Consider the following 19805-nt stretch of genomic DNA (forward strand, 5'->3'; position numbering starts at 1 on the left):
GGCGGCCGTTTTGCGGTCCATTGCAGTTCCTGTTCCCCGAGCGAGATTTGCAACATGCCTACGCCCAACGTCGAAGCCGTCAAACTGGATGAACTGAACGCCTGGCGCATCCGCCACGGTCAGGCCGAGTTGCTGGTGGCCCAACAAGGCGCGCATATCCTCAGCTATCAAGTGGACGGCCAGCCGCCGCTGATCTGGCTCAACGACGAGGCCACGTTCAAGGCCGGCAAGAGCATTCGCGCGGGCGTGCCGGTGTGCTGGCCGTGGTTCGGCAACCTGACGCGCAACCCCGACAGCGTACAGGCCATGCGCGTGACCAACGACCCGGCCACGGCCCACGGCCTGGTACGGGCGATGGATTGGGAATTGAAGGGCATCGAAGCCGAAGGCGAAAGCCTCAAGGTGGAATTCGTGCTGCCCTACCCCGAAAACGGCCTTTCGGGCTGGCCTCACCGGGTGGACCTGACGCTGACCATCGTGATGGACGAGCAACTGCACATTCGCCTCACCAGTCATAACCGTGGCAGCGAAACCGTCAGCCTCAGCCAGGCGCTGCACAGCTACTTCGCCGTGAGCGACGTGCGCAACGTGCAGGTCGAAGGGGTCGATGGCCTGAACTACATCGAGACCCTGGACGACTGGAAAATCGTCACCCAGGCCGGCAACCTGCACTTTGCTGGCGAGACCGACCGCATCTATCTCGATACCCCACCAAAGCTGAGCATCATCGACCCGCAGTGGGAACGCCGGATCGAGCTGGCCAGCAGCGGTTCACGCTCGGCGGTGATCTGGAACCCCTGGACCGAACGCGCCAAGGCCTTCAGCGACATGGCCGACGATGGCTGGCAGCACATGCTATGCATCGAGACGGCGAATGTGATGGACGATGTGGTGACGCTGTTGCCCGACGCCAGCCATACCCTTGGCGTGAGCCTCTGCAGCAAGCCGCTCTAACCCACACCACAAAAACCACTGTGGGAGCTTGCTCGCTCCCACATTGGATCTTGGGTCGCGCCAACCAGCCGGTTACAAATCCGCCTCCTGCACCACCCTCACCTTCTCCGCATCCAGCGCATACGCCGCGCTGGCCAGGTCGTTGTCGACCTTTTCGATCTTCAGCGTGCCGGTCACCCACAACGGCGTATAGATGTCATCCAGCTTCAGGCCCTTGGGGTAGCGCACCAGCACCAGTTGATTCGGTGGTGGTGGCGGGACGTGAATGCAGGCGCCGGGGTAAGGCACCAGGAAAAACAGCGTGCTACGGCCCTTGGCGTCGGTTTCCAATGGCACGGGGTAACCGCCGATACGAATGTGCTTGTCGTTCATCGACGCCACGGTCTTGGTCGAATACATCACCGCCGGCAAGCCTTTACTTTGCTTCAGGCCACCTTTTTCGGTGAAGGTGCCGCTGGCTTCGGGGGAGTCGTGGTCGATCTCGGGCATGGCCTCGAGGGCTTTCTGGTCCGACTTGGGCATCAGTTCGAGCCAGTCGGTTTCCGGCAGCTCGGCAGCATGGGCCAGGCCACTGCCCAGCAGAAGAAGGGTCAACACTAGACGGCGCATGAAAGGGCTCGGCAATGAGTGGAAAGTGAAACGCCGAGCATTCTAGCCCCCTCTGCGCGCCAGGCAGAGAGGGCTTTATCGCATTTGAATCAGTTTCTTTTGATCAGGCCGTAGATCACCAGCAGCACCACCGCGCCCACCAGGGCACCGATGAAGCCAGCGCCTTGGCCAGCCTGGTAGATGCCCAAGGCCTGGCCGCCGTAAGTGGCTGCCAACGAACCGCCAATACCGAGCAAGATGGTCATGATCCAGCCCATGCTGTCATCGCCCGGTTTCAGGAACCGCGCCAGCAGGCCAACGATCAAGCCGATAAAGATGGTTCCGATGATTCCCATGGCATTGCCCTCTGATTGGATAGCGATGCCAAAGCCCGATCAGGCTTTGGCACTTAGCCATGAGAGAGGTTAGCCGACGAATGGTTCCACCGATGGCGCGGATTATTGCTCGGCGATCAGCGTCTCGACCTTGATGATCTGCTGGGCCAGCGTCGCTCGGTCCGCGCAGCGCAGGTTGGCGTGACCGACCTTGCGCCCGGCCTTGAATGCCTTGCCATAGTGATGCAAATGGCAGTCAGCGATCGACAGGACTTTCTCGCTGTCCGGCACTTTGCCGATGAAGTTGAGCATCGCGCTCTCACCGACCTTGGCGGTCGACCCCAGTGGCAGCCCGGCCACCGCCCGCAGGTGGTTTTCGAACTGACTGCACTCGGCGCCTTCGGTGGTCCAGTGCCCGGAGTTGTGTACCCGAGGGGCGATTTCGTTGGCCTTGAGGCCGCCGTCCACTTCAAAGAACTCGAATGCCATCACGCCGACATAATCGAGCTGCTTGAGCACCCGACTGGAATAGTCCTCGGCCAGGGCCTGCAACGGATGGTCGGTGCTGGCGACGGACAGCTTGAGGATGCCGTCCTTGTGAGTGTTGTGCACCAGCGGATAGAAACGGATCTCACCGTCACGGGCACGCACGGCGATCAGCGAGACTTCCCCGGTGAACGGCACGAAGCCTTCCAGCAGGCAGGCCACGCTGCCAAGTTCAGCGAACGTACCGACCACGTCTTCAGGCTTGCGCAGGACTTTCTGACCCTTGCCGTCGTAACCCAGGGTACGGGTCTTGAGCACGGCGGGGAGGCCGATGGCAGCGACGGCGGCGTCCAGGTCGGCCTGGGACTGAATGTCGGCAAAAGCCGGCGTGGGGATGCCCAGGTCCTTGAACATGTTCTTTTCGAACCAGCGGTCACGGGCGATCCGCAAGGCCTCGGCGCTCGGGTAGACCGGGACGAACTGGGACAGGAAGGCCACGGTCTCGGCAGGGACGCTTTCGAACTCGAAGGTCACCAGGTCGACTTCATCGGCCAGTTGGCGCAGGTGATCCTGGTCGCCGTAGTCGGCCCGCAGGTGCTCACCCAACGCGCTAGCACAGGCGTCCGGCGCCGGGTCCAGGAAAGCGAAGTTCATTCCCAGCGGCGTACCTGCCAGGGCCAACATGCGACCCAACTGGCCGCCACCGATTACACCGATCTTCATTCGTCAACAACCTCAGGCAATGCGTGGGTCTGGATTGTCCAGGACGCTGTCTGTCTGCTCAGCGCGGAATTTTTTCAGCACGGTATGAAACTGTGGATGCTTGGCGCCCAAAATGCTCGCCGACAGCAGGGCCGCGTTGATCGCACCAGCCTTGCCGATGGCCAGGGTCGCGACCGGGATGCCGGCTGGCATCTGCACGATCGACAGCAACGAATCGACGCCCGAAAGCATCGAAGACTGGACCGGCACGCCCAACACCGGCAGGTGGGTCTTGGCCGCACACATGCCTGGCAAATGGGCGGCGCCACCGGCACCGGCGATGATCACCTCGATGCCACGCGCCTCGGCCTCTTCGGCGTACTGGAACAGCAGGTCCGGGGTACGGTGGGCGGAGACCACTTTCACCTCGTAAGGGATGCCGAGCTTTTCCAGCATATCGGCGGTGTGGCTAAGGGTGGACCAATCGGACTTGGAGCCCATGATCACGCCAACCAGTGCACTCATCGTCGTGCCTCTTCTCTCTGGGCGCCCGCAGGCGCGTCAAAAAACAACAAGCCACGCAGGAAACCGGCGTGGCTTGTTGTACGAATTATGGCCGGGCGAACCGACCGAAGGCCGGGCAGTATACCGAAAATGGTGCGTTAAACGCACTTTCGCCGACCATCTGTCATTTGCGGTGAAGGGGCGGTTTTATTGACTCTCAGGTCAGCAGAGCAACGACACAAATCCCCTGTGGGAGCGAGCAAGCCCACAGTTTGTTTTGGGTGTTCTCAAGATTTGCATACGCCACAGATCCCTTGTGGCGAGGGAGCTTGCTCCCGCTGGCGTGCGAAGCAGGCCCCGGCGGTCCTTCAGGCCGACCGTATCCGCCGGTTCTGCGACTGCTGCGCAGCCGAGCGGGAGCAAGCTCCCTCGCCACAGGGTAGTTGTCTGGCTTGATTGCGCTGTTGGTTACGGTGGCAAGGGTGGGCCCAAGTGCTGTTGAGTTGAGGTAGCCTCAAGCCCGCACCACAGGGGATCCGCGTTGTCTTCAGGATCCGGCCACACTCTGCGCCACACCACCTTCGAGCTTGCGCCACAACAACCGCACATTGGCCTTGCGCACCAGGGCGCAGCGGTACAGGCGGATCTCCAGCGGCACGTGCCATTGTGTCCCACCGCAGATCACCAGTTCGCCCCGGGCCAGTTCGGCGCGTACGCTCAGGTGCGGCACCCAGGCGATGCCCAGGCCTTCCAGGGCCATGCTTTTGAGGCTGTCGGCCATGGCCGTCTCGTAGATGGTGGTGAACCGCAACGCCCGCTGGCGCAACAACTGGTTGACCGAGCGCCCGAGGAAGGCCCCGGCGCTGTAGGCCAGCAGCGGCACGCTGGCCTCGCCTTCAAGGTCGAACAGCGGCTTGCCATCGGCACCGGCGGCGCACACCGGCAGCATCTCGGTCTGGCCCAGGTGCAGCGACGGGAAGATTTCCGGGTCCATTTGCATGGCCGAATCCGGATCGTAGAAGGCCAGCATCAGGTCGCAGCCCCCTTCACGCAAGGCATGGACGGCATCGCCGACGTTGGTCGCCACCAGCCGCGTGGCGATGTTCATCCCTTCATTGCGCAGCTGGGCGATCCAACGCGGGAAGAAGCCCAGCGCCAGGGAGTGGGCGGCGGCCACTTGTATGACTTCGCCCTGCCCGCCCTCCAGGTGATGCAAATGGCGCAACACTTCACCCAGTTGCTCGACCACCGTACGCGCCGTCACCAGGAACAACTGCCCCGCCGCCGTCAGCTCGACGGGCGTGCGCGAACGGTTGACCAGGGTCAGCCCCAGCGCCGCCTCGAGACTGCGGATTCGCCGGCTGAAGGCCGGTTGCGTGACGAAACGCCGCTCGGCCGCCTGGGAGAAACTGCGGGTGGCGGCCAGGGCACTGAAGTCCTCAAGCCATTTGCTTTCAAGATTCATCACGCCTCCCTTAAACGCACCAAAACAGGTCACACGTTCGTCGCACTGCCGACGTCACACCGACATTATGCCGAATATGCATAGGCCAGTGCTTAACAGCATTGGCCCTATTTTTTTCGAGAGCCTAGGATTCGCAGCGTTCCGGCTCAGACCGGGTCCTTATCGAGATGATTTCCATCATGTCCTCCGCTGCATCATTCCGCACAGAAAAAGACCTGCTTGGCGTACTCGAAGTACCAGCGCAAGCGTATTACGGCATCCAGACCCTACGAGCGGTAAACAACTTCCGTCTCTCCGGCGTCCCGATCTCGCATTACCCTAAGCTGGTGGTCGGCCTGGCCATGGTCAAACAGGCCGCCGCTGACGCCAACCGCGAACTGGGCCAGCTCAGCGAAGCCAAGCACGCAGCCATCAGTGAAGCCTGTGCACGATTGATCCGCGGCGATTTCCACGAAGAATTCGTGGTGGACATGATCCAGGGCGGCGCCGGCACGTCGACCAACATGAATGCCAACGAAGTCATCGCCAACATCGCACTGGAGGCCATGGGCCACCAGAAAGGCGAGTACCAGTACCTGCACCCCAACAACGACGTGAACATGGCGCAGTCCACCAACGACGCCTACCCGACCGCGATCCGCCTGGGTCTGCTGCTGGGCCACGACGCGTTGCTGGCCAGCCTCGACAGCCTGATCCAGGCGTTCGCGGCCAAAGGTGAAGAGTTCAGCCACGTCCTGAAAATGGGCCGCACCCAACTGCAAGACGCCGTGCCGATGACCCTCGGCCAGGAATTCCGCGCCTTCGCCACCACCCTGAGCGAAGACCTGGCACGCCTGAAAACCCTGGCGCCTGAACTGCTCACCGAAGTGAACCTGGGCGGCACCGCCATCGGCACCGGCATCAACGCCGACCCGCGCTACCAGGCCCTGGCCGTGCAGCGCCTGGCAACCATCAGCGGCCAGCCGCTGGTTCCGGCTGCCGACCTGATCGAAGCAACTTCCGACATGGGCGCCTTCGTGCTGTTCTCCGGCATGCTCAAGCGCACCGCGGTCAAGCTGTCGAAGATCTGCAACGACCTGCGCCTGCTGTCCAGCGGCCCGCGCACCGGCATCAACGAAATCAACCTGCCGGCCCGCCAGCCAGGCAGCTCGATCATGCCCGGCAAGGTCAACCCGGTGATCCCGGAAGCGGTCAACCAGGTGGCATTCCAGATCATCGGCAACGACCTGGCCCTGACCATCGCGGCCGAAGGCGGCCAACTGCAACTGAACGTGATGGAGCCGCTGATCGCCTTCAAGATCTTCGACTCGATCCGCCTGCTGCAACGGGCCATGGACATGCTGCGCGAGCACTGCATCGTCGGCATCACCGCCAACGAAGCGCGCTGCCGTGAACTGGTCGAGCATTCGATCGGCCTGGTCACCGCCCTGAACCCGTACATCGGCTATGAAAACGCCACCCGCATCGCCCGTGTTGCCCTGGAAAGTGGCCGCGGCGTGCTGGAACTGGTGCGCGAAGAAGGCTTGCTCGACGACGCCATGCTCGACGACATCCTGCGCCCGGAAAACATGATTGCTCCGCGCCTGGTCCCGCTCAAAGCGTGATCGACACGACCACCGCTCACCAGGTCGAGGGACTAGACACCTCTCACCTTTTGAGGGCTTGGGGATCTTCCCCAAGCCCTTTTTTTAATTGATAGCAGCAAAGGATGACTGAACCTGTGGGAAGGAACCTACTCGCGATAAACGACGACGCGCTGCCCGTTGTAAACCGCGTCGCCAGCCAACGCGAGCAGGCTCGTTCCCACAAGAACCTGACCGAAAGGCCAGGTGTTTCAAAGGGTTCGTTTCGTCGGACGCACCACAACTGTGCAGACGGGCACCGCACTGATAGGTATAGTGCCGCCCCTCTTCGCATGAGCGGTCGTCTGCAGCGAGATCCTTAAACATGCGAAAACCGAACTAATAACAAACCCGCGAAAATGGACCGGGACGAAACATCGCCTCACCTGTTGTGCCGCGCGCCGACCGATGTAACGCGATATTTCCAAATGGCCAGCATTTGCTTAAACAAAAAACAGCGAGGAATACTCATGCTTGAAGTCATCAACGACTTCCTCTCAGGGAAAGTGCTGATCGTGCTCATTGTCGGGCTCGGAAGCTACTTCACGATCCGCTCGCGTTTCGTCCAGTTCCGTCATTTCTTTCATATGTTCACGGTGTTCCGTGACAGCCTGAAAAGCAGCACTGACCAGCTCAGTTCCTTCCAGGCCCTGATGCTCAGCCTGGCCGGTCGTGTCGGCGCGGGCAACATCGCCGGTGTCGGTATCGCCGTGACCCTCGGCGGTCCTGGTGCGGTGTTCTGGATGTGGGTGACCGCGCTGGTCGGCATGTCCAGCAGCTTCTTCGAATGCTCCCTCGGCCAGCTCTACAAGCGCTGCGACTCCGAAGGCCAGTTCCGCGGCGGCCCGTCCTATTACATCCAGCACGGCCTGCAGAAGCGCTGGTTGGGCATGATCATGGCGTTCCTGCTGCTGGTTACCTTCGGCTTCGCCTTCAACGGCCTGCAAGCCCATGCCGTCACCCACTCGCTGAACAACGCCTTCGGCTTCGACACCACCTACACCGGCCTGGGCCTGGCGGTGCTGCTGGGCCTGGTGTTCATTGGCGGGATCAAGCGTATCGCCAAGGTCGCCGACCTGCTGGTACCGGTCAAGACCCTGGCGTACATCGCCGTGACCATCTACGTGATCGTGCTGCAATTCGACCACGTACCGGCCATGCTGGCGACTATCGTCAAGAGCGCCTTCGGCCTGGACCAGGCCTTTGGCGGCCTGATCGGCAGTGCCATCGTCATGGGCGTCAAGCGTGGCGTGTTCGCCAACGAAGCCGGCCTGGGCAGTGCGCCTAACGTCGCTGCTGTCGCGTCGGTCGAACACCCGGTTGCCCAGGGTGTGGTACAGGCGTTCAGCGTGTTCCTGGACACCTTCGTGATCTGCACCTGCACCGCGCTGCTGATCCTGCTGTCGGGCTTCTACACCCCAGGTTTCGAAGGCGATGGCATTGCCCTGACCCAGAACTCCCTGGCGGCCGTCGTGGGTGACTGGGGCCGGATGTTCATCTCTGTAGCCTTGGCGCTGTTCGTCTTCACCTCGATCCTCTACAACTACTACCTGGGCGAGAACAACCTGCGCTTCATGCTGGGTGAAAACCGCAAGGCCCTGATCGCCTACCGCGCACTGGTCCTGGTCCTGATTTTCTGGGGCGCCATCGAAAACCTCAGCACCGTGTTCGCCTTCGCCGACATCACCATGACCCTGCTGGCGTTCGTGAACCTGATCGCGCTGTTCCTGCTGTTCAAGGTCGGCATGCGCATCCTGCGTGACTACGATGACCAGCGTTCGGCCGGCATCAAGACTCCTGTGTTCGATTCCAGCAAGTTCCCGGACCTGGATCTGGACCGCAAGGCTTGGCCTGCCAGCCCCTCGGCGCCGGTTGCCAAACCTGACGCCGCTGTTGCTGGCGCGACCGCAGCGCAACGCTGATCGGTAAAAGCTGTTTGTAAAAACCGGACGCATCCCCTGCGTCCGGCGTGACACAGCCTAAGGTCGGCGTCATGCTCGACCTTATGTTGTGGCAGCTAACCCACGCTGCCGTTTTCGTCCTCGGAGAACAACCCCATGAATGGCTCGACCTACCCTGCCGCCCAGCACGTCATGGTGCTCTACACCGGCGGCACCATCGGCATGCAAGCCAGCGCCCACGGCCTGGCCCCGGCATCCGGTTTCGAAGCGCGGATGCGCGATTACCTGCACAGCCAACCTGAACTTGTCGTCCCGCAATGGCGCTTCCGGGAAATGTCGCCGCTGATCGATAGCGCCAACATGACACCGGCCTACTGGCAGCAACTGCGCGAAGCGGTGGTCGATGCCGTGGATGTGCAGGGCTGCGACAGCGTACTGATCCTGCATGGCACCGACACCCTGGCCTACAGCGCCGCGGCGATGAGTTTCCAACTGCTGGGCCTGCACGCGCGGGTCTGCTTCACCGGCTCCATGCTGCCTGCCGGCGTAATCGACAGTGACGCCTGGGAAAACCTCAGCGGTGCGCTGGTCGCTCTCGGCCAAGGCCTGGCGCCGGGTGTGCATCTGTACTTCCATGGTGAACTGCTGGCGCCAACCCGTTGCGCGAAAGTGCGCAGCTTTGGTCGTCACCCGTTCAAGCGCCTCGAACGCCAGGGCGGCGGCCTCAAAGCCTCCTCGCTGCCGGCGCAGTTGAATTACAACCAGCCCAAGCAACTGGCGAACATCGCAGCGCTACCGCTGTTTCCCGGCATCAGCGCCGAGATCCTGGACGGCCTGCTGGGCAGCGGCATCCAGGGTCTGGTGCTGGAATGCTACGGCAGCGGCACCGGGCCGAGCGACAACCCGGCCTTCCTCGCCAGCCTCGAGCGGGCGCGGGACAGCGGTGTGGTCATCGTGGCGGTGACCCAATGCCATGAAGGGGGCGTCGAGCTGGACGTTTACGAGGCTGGCAGTCGCTTGCGTGGCGTTGGCGTACTGTCCGGCGGCGGCATGACCCGTGAAGCCGCGTTCGGCAAGTTGCAGGCATTGATTGGCGCGGGGTTGCCCGTGGAAGAGGTGCGACGGCTGGTTGAGCTGGACCTGTGTGGCGAACTCGCCTGACCCAGGCTCCGCACTAACCTGTGGCGAGGGAGCTTGCTCCCGCTGGAGCGCGAAGCGCTCCCAATGATCAGCGGTCGCTGCGCGCCCGAGCGGGAGCAAGCTCCCTCGCCACAACTGCAGTGTCATAGCACAAAGCGTCCGGCATATAACTTGCTCCGTTTCCAGCTTCCCCAGGCTGGAAACGGACATGCTTCATTCCCACCTCACCACCCTCAACGCCGTCTCACTGGTACTGAGCACCTTTAAAAGCGAAGGCTTGCCCAGTGATGCCTTGTTGGCCGGCAGCGGCATCAGCGCGGCGGACCTGAGCCGGGCCGATACGCGCATCACCACCAACCAGGAGATGCAGGTCTGCGCCAACGCCGTGGCCCTCAAGCGCGACATCGGCCTGGGGCTGGGCCTGCGCATGCACGTTTCGTCGTACGGCATGCTCGGCTATGCGCTGCTGACCAGTGCCACCTTAGGTGACGCCTTGCGCCTGGCGCTGCGCTATCCGGCGCTATTGGGAACACTCTTCGAACTGAACCTGGACGATGACGGCCAGTACGTCTGGTTCAGCGCCAGCGATTATCGGGAGAATCCGGCCCTGGCGGTGTTCAATGCCGAGTTCTGCATGGTTTCGCTGAGGGTCATCTGTAACGACCTTCTTGGTCATGCACTGCCCTTGCGTGCGGCACGCTTCGAACATCCGGCGCCCGATTACCAGGCGCGCTACGCCGCGCTCTTCGATTGCCCGGTGCGCTTTGACAGCGTCGATAACGCGTTCGCCTTCGAGCGTCACTGGCTCGACCAACCCTTGCCCCTGGCCGACCCCGTCACCCATCACGCCATGGCCGAACGTTGCCGCCGGCAGAACACCGAATTCACCGGACGCCAGGCCTGGCTGGGACGGATCCGCCAGTTGCTCGACGCCCAACTGAACGCCGCCCCCGGGCTGGAAGGCCTGGCCGAACAAATGAACTGCTCGGCACGCACCTTGCGACGCCACCTCAAGGACCTGGGCTGCAGCTACCAGGAACTGCTGGACGAACTGCGCTTCGAACGGGCCAAGCAGATGCTCTGCGAGGATCAATTGCCGATCTATCGAATCGCCGAACGACTGGGCTTCAGCGAAACCGCCAGCTTCCGCCACGCCTTCGTGCGCTGGAGCGGCGTGGCGCCCAGCCAGTTCAGGCCTTGAACCGTCGCTTTCCAATGCTTGGGGGAACCGGGATATGGCTAGTACCTGTGGTGTGCACCTTGAGGCCCAGTCAGCCCCGCAAAAACGCCCGGTGCAATTCATCCACCGTCTGGAAATGATAAGCCGGACTCTCTGCACTCAACTCTTCACGGCTGCCAAACCCATACCCCACCGCCGCCGCATCCAGGCCGTTGCTGCGGGCGCCGATCAGGTCGTGTTTGCGGTCGCCGATCATCAGGGTGCTGGCCGGGTCGAGGCCTTCTTCGGCCAGCAGGTGGGCGATCAGCTCGATTTTGTTGGTGCGGGTGCCGTCCAGTTCGCTGCCGTAGATCACCTTGAAGTGCCGGGCGAAGTCGAAGTGGCGGGCGATTTCCCGGGCGAAGACCCAGGGTTTGGAGGTGGCGATGTACAACTGGCGCCCTTGGCCGCCCAGGGTTTCCAGCAGTGGCATCACGCCGTCGAAGACGCGATTTTCGTATAGGCCAGTGACCTTGAAGCGCTCCCGATAGAAATTCACCGCCTCCCAGGCCTTCGCTTCGTCGAAGCCGTAAAACTGCATGAAGGCCTGCAACAGCGGTGGGCCGATGAAATGCTCGAGGCGGCTCAGGTCGGGTTCGTCGATGCCCAGCTTGCTCAAGGCAAACTGGATCGAACGGGTGATGCCCTCGCGGGGGTCGGTGAGGGTGCCGTCAAGGTCGAAGAGTACGGTTTGGTAATGCATGTCAGTTCCAGAGTAATGGACGGGCTCGAATGCTTTTGTGGCGAGGGGATTTATCCCCGCTGGGGTGAGAAGCAGCCCCGATCAGGCTGAAAACTATCCAACCTGACACACCTCAGAGGGCTGCTGCGCAGCCCAGCGGGGATAAATCCCCTCGCCACAGGGTCCCGGGCAGGTCGGTCAGGATTGTGGCTGGTCGTAGCCTTCAGCCAGATGCAGGTCCTTGAGCTTCACGTAGTTCGCCGCACTGTAGGTGAAGAACGCGCGCTCCTTGTCCGTCAGCGGCCTGGCCTGCTTCACCGGGCTGCCCACATACAAAAAGCCGCTTTCCAGACGTTTGCCCGGCGGCACCAGGCTGCCAGCACCGATGATCACATCATCTTCGACCACCGCGCCGTCCATGACGATGCTGCCCATGCCGATCAGGATCCGGCTGCCCACGGAGCAGCCATGGAGCATGACTTTGTGGGCGATGGTCACGTCGTCGCCGATCAGCAATGGGAAGCCCTCGGGATTGAACGGCCCGGCATGGGTGATGTGCAGCACGCAGCCGTCCTGAACACTGGTGCGGGCGCCGATGCGGATGCGGTGCATGTCGCCGCGAATGACCGTCAGCGGCCAGACGGAGCTGTCTTCGCCGATTTCGACGTCGCCGATCACCACCGCGGTGCTGTCGACAAAAGCGCCACGGGCTAACTGCGGGCTGTGATTCTGGTACGTGCGAAGGGTCACGATAGGCTCTCTCTTTGTTACTGATAGGTGCTGCTAGCTGCGGTGAACGTCGATTGTAATTAAGATGGGCCCATGTTTCTTCCAGCCAAGGTGTCAACCGTGAGCGTGAACAACCCTCTTTTGCAATCCTATGACCTGCCGCCATTCTCGGCGATCCGTGCCGAGCACGTGCAACCGGCCATCGAGCAGATCCTGGCTGACAACCGTGCCGCCATCGCTGAAATTCTCAAGACCCAGGGCAGCCAGCCTACCTGGGCCGGCCTGGTATTGGCGATGGACGAACTCAATGATCGCCTGGGCGCCGCCTGGAGCCCGGTGAGCCACCTCAACGCCGTGCGCAACAGCCCGGAACTGCGCGAGGCCTACGAGGCCTGCCTGCCAGCGCTCAGTGCCTACTCCACCGAACTGGGCCAGAACCGCGAGCTGTTCCAGGCCTTCGAAGCCCTGGCGAGCAGCCCTGAAGCCGCCGGTTTCGACGTAGCGCAGAAAACCATCCTGGAACATTCCCTGCGTGACTTCCGCCTGTCGGGTATCGACCTGCCACCGGAGCAGCAGAAGCGTTACGCCGAGGTGCAGAGCAAACTGTCCGAGCTGGGCAGCCGCTTCTCCAATCAACTGCTGGACGCGACCCAGGCCTGGACCAAGCACGTCACTGACGAAGCCGCCCTCGCTGGCCTGACCGATTCGGCCAAGGCGCAAATGGCCGCCGCTGCCCAGGCCAAGGAGCTGGACGGCTGGCTGATCAACCTGGAATTCCCCAGCTACTACGCAGTGATGACCTACGCCGAAGACCGCGCCCTGCGCGAAGAAGTCTACGCCGCCTACTGCACCCGCGCCTCCGACCAGGGCCCGAACGCCGGCCAGAACGACAACGGCCCGGTGATGGAACAGATCCTCGACCTGCGTCAGGAACTGGCCCAATTGCTCGGTTTCGCCAACTTCGCCGAGTTGAGCCTGGCGACCAAGATGGCCGAGTCCAGCGACCAGGTCCTCAGTTTCCTGCGTGACTTGGCCAAGCGCAGCAAGCCGTTCGCGGCCCTGGACCTGGAACAGCTCAAGGCCTTCGCCGCCGAACAGGGCTGCCCCGACCTGCAAAGCTGGGACAGCGGCTTCTACGGTGAAAAACTGCGCCAGCAGCGTTACAGCGTGGCCCAGGAAGCCCTGCGCGCCTACTTCCCGATCGACAAGGTCCTGAGCGGCCTGTTCGCCATCGTCCAGCGTCTGTATGGCATCGAGATCGCCGAACTGAAAGGTTTCGATAGCTGGCACCCGGACGTGCGCCTGTTCGAAATCAAGGAGAACGGCCAGCACGTCGGCCGCTTCTTCTTCGACCTCTACGCCCGCGCCAACAAGCGTGGCGGTGCCTGGATGGATGGCGCCCGCGACCGTCGCCGTACGATCGATGGCGTCCTGCAAAGCCCGGTCGCCAACCTGGTGTGCAACTTCACCCCGGCCGACAGCGGCAAGCCGGCGCTGCTGACCCACGACGAAGTCACCACCCTGTTCCACGAGTTCGGCCATGGCCTGCACCACTTGCTGACCCGCGTCGAACATGCCGGCGTGTCCGGCATCAACGGCGTGGCCTGGGACGCCGTGGAGCTGCCGAGCCAGTTCATGGAAAACTGGTGCTGGGAACCCGAAGGCCTGGCGCTGATTTCCGGCCACTACGAAACCGGCGAACCGTTGCCCCAGGACCTGCTGGAGAAAATGCTCGCGGCGAAAAACTTCCAGTCCGGCCTGATGATGGTCCGTCAGCTGGAGTTCTCGCTGTTCGACTTCGAGCTGCACGCCACTCACGGTGACGGCCGCAGCGTGGCGCAAGTGCTCGAAGGCGTGCGCGACGAGGTGTCGGTCATGCGTCCGCCGGCCTACAACCGTTTCCCTAACAGCTTCGCCCACATCTTCGCTGGCGGTTACGCGGCGGGCTATTACAGCTACAAGTGGGCGGAAGTGCTATCAGCCGATGCATTCTCCAAGTTCGAAGAGGACGGCGTGCTCAACGCCGACACCGGTCGCGCCTTCCGCGAGGCGATCCTGGCCCGTGGCGGTTCCCAGGAGCCGATGGTGCTGTTCGTCGACTTCCGTGGCCGTGAGCCGTCGATTGACGCACTCTTGCGCCACAGCGGCCTGACCGAGGACGCGGCAGCATGAGTGAGGGACCTGTGATTACCAAGCGACGCTTTATCGCCGGGGCGGTCTGCCCGGCCTGCAGCGAGCCGGACAAATTGATGATGTGGAACGAAGACGGCGTACCGCACCGTGAATGTGTGGCCTGCGGTTATTCCGACACACTCAACGAGCAAGGCCTGTCGGTGCCCAAGGAATTGGGCACCCGGGTCAATACCTCGGCGCTCAAGGCGCCGGACGCCAAGGTCCAGGCGGTGCAGTTTTTCCCCAACCCCAAGTTGAAGAAAAAAACCGACTGACATCTGCGGCATCACCTTCCGGGCCGCCCGGCCCGGAAGCGGTACATATATACCGCAGGGCTTACGGCCTTCCTGCCCAGACTTGTTCATCAAGTCCACTGACAGGAAGGCTTCCATGCCCCACGCTGACAACCCGCTGTTGCAGGCCTACGATCTGCCCCCTTTCGACCGAATCAAAGCCAGGCATTTCTCACCGGCCCTTGACCGGATCCTGGCCGAGAGCCGTGCCCAAGTCGCCCATATCATCAAGACCCAGGCAGCGTTTCCCACCTGGGACGACCTGGTGCTGGCCATGGATGAAATCCACACGCGATTGGAAGGTTTCGACGCCCTACTGGACCTTCTGGCCTCGGCCCGAAGCGGGGACGCATGGACGCAGGCTTCATTGGACTGCACGGCGCGGCTGCATGATTTCCAGCGCTGGCTGAGGCAGCATCCGGAACTGTTCCAACTTTATCAGCGCCTGGCAGACAGCCAGATCGCCCAGCATTTCGAACCGGCGCGCACACGCGTCCTGGAAAAAATCCTCCGACAATTTCGCCAGAACGGTCTGGCGCACACGTCGCGGCCCGACCTGGACGCCTTGAAGCGCCGCATCAAAGAGGCTCAACAACAGTTTCTGGAGAACCTGCACAAGGCCAATAACGCCTGGAGCAAAACCTTCGACGATGAAAGCGAGTTGAGCGGCCTGCCGTCGGCTTTCAAGCAGCAGATGGCCCGCCAGGCGCGCGAGGCTGGGCACACCGGATGGCGGCTGGCCCTCAGCGACGAGTCATTTGGCATCGTCACGGGTTACGCCGACAATCGCCTTTTGCGCCAAGCACTGTACGTGGCCTACAGCACCCGCGCATCGGACCAGGGGCCCCACGCCGGCCAGTTCGATAACGGCAAGGTTCTCCAACAATTGCTCGATGATCGACACCAGTACGCGACAGCACTCGGCTACGCGAATTTCGCCCAAATGGCGCTCGAGCCAGAACAAGCCGAATCGGCCGAGCAGGTCACGGCATTCTTGCGCGGGCAACTCGCCCTGCACCAAAGCGCTTTTGCCAAAGACACCGAACAGCTCAAGGCCTTTGCCCGCCTGCATGGTTTCAGCGAGCTGCAACCTTGGGATTATCCGTTCCTGACGGAAAAGCTTCGCCAGCAGGCGGCGGGAACCTCCCGACATGCGCTCAGTGCCTGGTTCCCCTTGGCGTCGACATTTGCACAACTGCTGCTGATCGCAACGGAGCTGTTCGGGGTGGATTTCATCGAGCGTCAGGACGTTGCCACCTGGCATCCGGAGGTGCGGCTTTTCGAAGTTCGTGAATGGGATCAGCTCATCGGCTACCTGTATTTCGATCCGTTCGACGACGCGAACCGCAACGGCTACCCCAATACCACCACCCTGCGAAACCGCTCCATCACCGCCGAAGGCCGGCCTCGGCACCCTATCGCAATCCTGCATGGCTGGCTGCCGCGCGGCTCGGGTGACCAGCCAGCCGTGCTCGACCACCTGCAGTTGCGCATTTTGTTTCATGAGTTCGGCCATTGCCTGCATCATCTGCTGACCCGGGCCGAGTACCGCGAGATTTCGGGCATCACCGATCTATCCCGCGATACGTCCGAGTTTGCCGGCATGCTGTTGGAACAATGGTGTTTCTCCAAGCCATGCCTGGTCCGCGTGTCGAAGCACTACCAAACCGGTGCGGCGATGCCGGAGAAGGTCGCTGATCAACTGCTGACCTTCGCCAATACTCAGGCCAGTTGGGAAACCGCCTTACTGTTGCGCAATGCGTTATTCGATATGGAGCTGCATCGGACCCACGGCGACGGGCGTAGCGTCCAGCAGGTGTTCGACCAGGTCAACGCGCACACGGGGCATTTGCCCTCGTTCGCGAACGAACGCTGGCCCAATGGCCTGGACTATATGGTGACCGGTTATGCGGCGAGGATTTACGCCTATTCCTGGTCGAAGGAATGGGCCCTCAGCGTGTTCGAGCGGTTCAAGCGCGACGGCCTGTTCAACCCGGCGACAGGCCGGGCACTGCGCGAAACCGTGTTTGGTCCGGGCGACTCGCGGCCACTGTCCGAATCCATCGCCGCCTTTATCGGCCCATCGCCGATCAATGCTCCGGCTGCAAAACCTGAGGATCGAGGTGTCGCGCCGTCGTCGTTGAATTGACCCAGCTTTCCAGTGAGCACAGGGCAAACACGCTGGTGCTGCAGTCGCCGTTCGCCAATGCCGTGCGAAGTTTTTCCACATCGGCCTGCATCATGTAGCGAACGCCATCCTTGAAGTGATGGCTGTCACCGAAGCCGCCCTCTGTCATTTCGTTCAGGGCGTCTTCCTTGCTCCAGCCCTGAACGACCACCCGGTACATGGCGGCCACCAGCCCGGTGCGATCCGAGCCGTGCTTGCAGTGCATCAGCACCGGCCCCTTGGCCTCGGCAGCCTGGACGGCGCGCAGGGCCCGGAGAATGTCACTGTCGTCGACATGGTTGGTGCGATAGGGCAACTGCACTTGCTCGATGCCGGGGGTGGACAGCCAGCGCTTATCCGACTCCGGCAGGAAGGTAATGACCGTGCCGATCCTGAGTTTGCTCAGCAGGGGCAAGGCCCCGCCGTCCGGCAAGGAGCTGCGGTAGAGCGTGGGGGACATCTGGTAAAGGTTGTAGTCCTTTTCCACTGGCCGGGCCCATTCAGCAGGCCTCGTCCCGGCGGCATCATCCGCCTGGACCGGGGATTCGGCGAGTCCGACGAGCAAGGCCAGGCAGAGCAGTGAACGGGTACATAACTTGAACATGCAGGAGCGACCAGGAGCGAAAGAGTACGAGACGGCCAGTTTCGGCTCGCTCCGGTTAAAACCCCGTAAGGAGGATGTCAAAGTGTTGTGAATTGCGCACCGGGTGCCCATCGGGCTGCTGAATGGCACTGGCCTAAATGGAAGGCAGCGAATACTGTATGAACATACAGCTATTGGAGTATCGCCATGTCAGCCTCTCTGCCGCCGCGCGGTCGCGGCACCGCTGCCAACCCGCACAATCGCTTTGCCCCGAGCCGCTCGGTGACCGAGGACGACGGCTGGTATCAGGAAGTCCCGCCGACCCAGGGCACCGAAGTGCGCATCGAAATGGCCAAGACCATCATTACCCGCAACACCTCGTCCGATATCCCCTTCGACCGCTCGATCAACCCGTACCGAGGCTGCGAACACGGCTGCATCTACTGCTATGCGCGGCCCAGCCATGCCTATTGGGACATGTCGCCGGGGCTGGATTTCGAAACGAAGCTGATCGCCAAGAGCAATGCCGCCGATGTGCTCGAAGAGCAATTGTCCCGGCGCGGCTATCAATGCGCACCGATCGCGCTGGGGTCCAACACCGATCCCTATCAGCCTATCGAGCGTGAACAACGGATCACCCGCCGGATTCTCGAGGTGCTGCTGCGCTATCGGCATCCGGTGACCATCGTCACCAAGGGTTCGCTGATCCTGCGCGACCTGGACCTGCTGACCGAGCTGGCGCAACAACGCCTGGTGCACGTGATGATCAGCCTCACCACCCTGGACGATGAGCTCAAGCGTATTCTCGAACCCCGCGCGGCAGCGCCCAAGGCGCGGTTGCGTGCGATCAAGGTCATGCGCGAGGCGGGCATTGCCGTGGGGGTGCTGTGTGCACCGATGATCCCGATGATCAATGACAGCGAGATCGAGAGCCTGCTGACCGAAGCCCACGCCGCCGGCGCGCAGAATGCCGCCTACGTCATGCTGCGCCTGCCGCTGGAAGTCGCGCCGCTGTTCGAGGATTGGTTGCAGGCGCACTACCCGCAGCGCGCCGCCCATGTGTTGAGCCTGGTCCGCCAGAGCCGCGGCGGCGAGTTGTATGACAGTCGCTTCGGTGCGCGGATGCGCGGTGAAGGCCCGTTCGCCGACCTGCTGGCCCAGCGTTTCGTCAAGGCACTCAAGCGCTTGGGGCTGGAGCGCCGCGACGGATACAATCTGGATTGCGATGCCTTCTGTCCGCCGGGCCGACAGATGTCTTTGATTTGATTAAAGTTGACCTTGGAACGGCTGCTGGACATGAACTGCGCCAGTGTTTCGCCACCCCTGTAATCGTTGTCCTAGAGCCTTCGATTTCAGTTTGAGTTAAGTTTCGGCCGCTACCTTGTTCTTCGAGTGACTGACGGGTCGAACATGTCGACCTGGATGTTTTAGCCACTGGTTCCGTCAAAGAGGATGAATCATGAGTGACAAGGATAAACAGCCGTTGGCTGCGTCGGCTTCAGCCCAACCCGAGGCGGAAACCGCCGATGCAGCGCTGCAGCATATTGTTGACGGCTTTTTGCATTTCCATCACGAGATCTTTCCGCAACAGGAAGAGCTCTTCAAGAAACTCGCCACCGCCCAGAAACCCCGGGCGATGTTCATCACCTGCGCCGACTCGCGCATCGTGCCCGAGTTGATCACCCATAGCTCACCCGGCGACCTGTTCGTGACCCGTAACGTCGGCAACGTCGTTCCACCTTATGGGCAAATGAACGGCGGCGTCTCCACCGCCATCGAATACGCCGTACTGGCCCTCGGCGTGCAGCACATCATTGTCTGCGGCCATTCCGATTGCGGCGCCATGCGTGCCGTGCTCAACCCGGACACCCTGGAAAAAATGCCCACGGTCAAGGCCTGGCTGCGCCACGCCGAAGTGGCCAAGACCATGGTCCACGACAACTGTCCGTGTGGCGACGAAAAACAGACCATGCCGATCCTCACCGAAGAGAACGTGATCGCACAGCTGCAGCATTTGCGAACGCATCCCTCGGTCGCATCGCGCATGGCCAATGGTCAGCTGTTCATCCATGGCTGGGTGTACAACATCGAGACCAGCGAGATCAAAGCCTATGACGCGGACCAGGGACGTTTCCTGCCGCTCGATGGCAGCCATCCGATACCGGTGGCGACGCCCAAAGCGCGCTTCTAACCACTCCTAAACTTGTGTGGTTCAAGCCTTGCCGCCATTTGCGCGGTAGGGCCTCGCCATGCCTGAAGAAAA

18 protein-coding genes are annotated in these 19805 nt (G+C 62.0%); 10 read left to right on the forward strand and 8 right to left on the reverse strand.

The window, feature by feature from the left end:
• Nucleotides 1–54 precede the first annotated feature (54 nt).
• Nucleotides 55–954 (forward strand): D-hexose-6-phosphate mutarotase, encoded by a 900-nt coding sequence (locus TK06_RS20415; RefSeq protein WP_063323552.1) that lies wholly within the window; start codon nucleotides 55–57, stop codon nucleotides 952–954.
• 72 nt (nucleotides 955–1026) lie between these two features.
• Here TK06_RS20415 and TK06_RS20420 read toward each other — a convergent pair whose 3' ends face one another.
• The 5 genes from TK06_RS20420 to TK06_RS20440 all read right to left on the reverse strand — a co-directional run bounded on the left by TK06_RS20420 (nucleotide 1027) and on the right by TK06_RS20440 (nucleotide 5034).
• Nucleotides 1027–1563 carry a DUF3299 domain-containing protein gene (locus tag TK06_RS20420; protein WP_063323553.1) on the reverse strand — a complete coding sequence of 179 codons (537 nt, stop codon included), beginning with the start codon at nucleotides 1561–1563 and terminating at the stop codon, nucleotides 1027–1029.
• An 89-nt stretch (nucleotides 1564–1652) separates the two neighbouring features.
• Nucleotides 1653–1898, reverse strand: a complete 246-nt coding sequence (locus TK06_RS20425; protein WP_003196372.1) for a GlsB/YeaQ/YmgE family stress response membrane protein — start codon at nucleotides 1896–1898, stop codon at nucleotides 1653–1655.
• A 102-nt stretch (nucleotides 1899–2000) separates the two neighbouring features.
• Nucleotides 2001–3086, reverse strand: coding sequence for a 5-(carboxyamino)imidazole ribonucleotide synthase (locus tag TK06_RS20430; RefSeq protein WP_063323554.1), 1086 nt, complete (start codon nucleotides 3084–3086; stop codon nucleotides 2001–2003).
• Between the two features lie 12 nt (nucleotides 3087–3098).
• Nucleotides 3099–3590: a 5-(carboxyamino)imidazole ribonucleotide mutase gene (gene purE, locus TK06_RS20435; protein ID WP_003196369.1), complete on the reverse strand. Its 492-nt coding sequence runs from the start codon at nucleotides 3588–3590 to the stop codon at nucleotides 3099–3101.
• Nucleotides 3591–4116: 526 nt separating this feature from the next.
• A complete protein-coding gene (locus TK06_RS20440) occupies nucleotides 4117–5034 on the reverse strand; it encodes a LysR substrate-binding domain-containing protein (protein ID WP_063323555.1) in 918 nt (305 codons plus the stop codon).
• Between the two features lie 179 nt (nucleotides 5035–5213).
• Between TK06_RS20440 and aspA the strand changes: the two genes are divergently transcribed.
• From aspA to TK06_RS20460, 4 genes are all read left to right on the forward strand, one after another.
• Nucleotides 5214–6638, forward strand: a complete 1425-nt coding sequence (gene aspA, locus TK06_RS20445) for an aspartate ammonia-lyase (protein ID WP_003196363.1) — start codon at nucleotides 5214–5216, stop codon at nucleotides 6636–6638.
• A 488-nt stretch (nucleotides 6639–7126) separates the two neighbouring features.
• On the forward strand, nucleotides 7127–8578 hold the full coding sequence (locus TK06_RS20450; RefSeq protein WP_063323556.1) for an alanine/glycine:cation symporter family protein: 1452 nt from the start codon (nucleotides 7127–7129) through the stop codon (nucleotides 8576–8578).
• Between the two features lie 135 nt (nucleotides 8579–8713).
• Nucleotides 8714–9718 (forward strand): asparaginase, encoded by a 1005-nt coding sequence (locus TK06_RS20455; RefSeq protein ID WP_063323557.1) that lies wholly within the window; start codon nucleotides 8714–8716, stop codon nucleotides 9716–9718.
• A gap of 187 nt (nucleotides 9719–9905) precedes the next feature.
• Nucleotides 9906–10898 carry an AraC family transcriptional regulator gene (locus TK06_RS20460; protein ID WP_063323558.1) on the forward strand — a complete coding sequence of 331 codons (993 nt, stop codon included), beginning with the start codon at nucleotides 9906–9908 and terminating at the stop codon, nucleotides 10896–10898.
• Between the two features lie 70 nt (nucleotides 10899–10968).
• Here the strand turns inward: TK06_RS20460 and TK06_RS20465 are convergent, their stop codons facing one another.
• A complete protein-coding gene (locus TK06_RS20465; RefSeq protein ID WP_063323559.1) occupies nucleotides 10969–11619 on the reverse strand; it encodes an HAD family hydrolase in 651 nt (216 codons plus the stop codon).
• A 177-nt stretch (nucleotides 11620–11796) separates the two neighbouring features.
• Nucleotides 11797–12348, reverse strand: coding sequence for a gamma carbonic anhydrase family protein (locus tag TK06_RS20470; protein ID WP_063323560.1), 552 nt, complete (start codon nucleotides 12346–12348; stop codon nucleotides 11797–11799).
• 72 nt (nucleotides 12349–12420) lie between these two features.
• On the opposite strand from TK06_RS20470, the gene prlC reads away from it, so the two are divergent.
• The 3 genes from prlC (at nucleotide 12421) to TK06_RS20485 (ending at nucleotide 16941) form a co-directional block, all read left to right on the forward strand.
• On the forward strand, nucleotides 12421–14499 hold the full coding sequence (gene prlC, locus TK06_RS20475) for an oligopeptidase A (RefSeq protein ID WP_170862086.1): 2079 nt from the start codon (nucleotides 12421–12423) through the stop codon (nucleotides 14497–14499).
• Nucleotides 14496–14774 (forward strand): YheV family putative zinc ribbon protein, encoded by a 279-nt coding sequence (locus TK06_RS20480; protein ID WP_018600854.1) that lies wholly within the window; start codon nucleotides 14496–14498, stop codon nucleotides 14772–14774. The genes prlC and TK06_RS20480 overlap by 4 nt, the downstream gene beginning before the upstream one ends.
• A 115-nt stretch (nucleotides 14775–14889) precedes the next feature.
• Complete coding sequence (locus TK06_RS20485) at nucleotides 14890–16941, forward strand: M3 family metallopeptidase (protein ID WP_063323561.1); 2052 nt, start codon at nucleotides 14890–14892, stop codon at nucleotides 16939–16941.
• Here TK06_RS20485 and TK06_RS20490 read toward each other — a convergent pair.
• Nucleotides 16883–17563 carry a tyrosine-protein phosphatase gene (locus TK06_RS20490; protein WP_063323562.1) on the reverse strand — a complete coding sequence of 227 codons (681 nt, stop codon included), beginning with the start codon at nucleotides 17561–17563 and terminating at the stop codon, nucleotides 16883–16885. The genes TK06_RS20485 and TK06_RS20490 overlap by 59 nt on opposite strands.
• Before the next feature lie 186 nt (nucleotides 17564–17749).
• Between TK06_RS20490 and TK06_RS20495 the strand changes: the two genes are divergently transcribed.
• Together TK06_RS20495 and TK06_RS20500 are read left to right on the forward strand one after the other, a co-directional pair.
• On the forward strand, nucleotides 17750–18808 hold the full coding sequence (locus tag TK06_RS20495) for a PA0069 family radical SAM protein (protein WP_063323563.1): 1059 nt from the start codon (nucleotides 17750–17752) through the stop codon (nucleotides 18806–18808).
• 193 nt (nucleotides 18809–19001) lie between these two features.
• Nucleotides 19002–19733 (forward strand): carbonic anhydrase, encoded by a 732-nt coding sequence (locus TK06_RS20500; protein WP_063323564.1) that lies wholly within the window; start codon nucleotides 19002–19004, stop codon nucleotides 19731–19733.
• Nucleotides 19734–19805 lie beyond the last annotated feature (72 nt).

Origin of the sequence: Pseudomonas fluorescens, assembly GCF_001623525.1 — a bacterium.
Lineage (GTDB): Bacteria > Pseudomonadota > Gammaproteobacteria > Pseudomonadales > Pseudomonadaceae > Aquipseudomonas > Aquipseudomonas fluorescens_Q.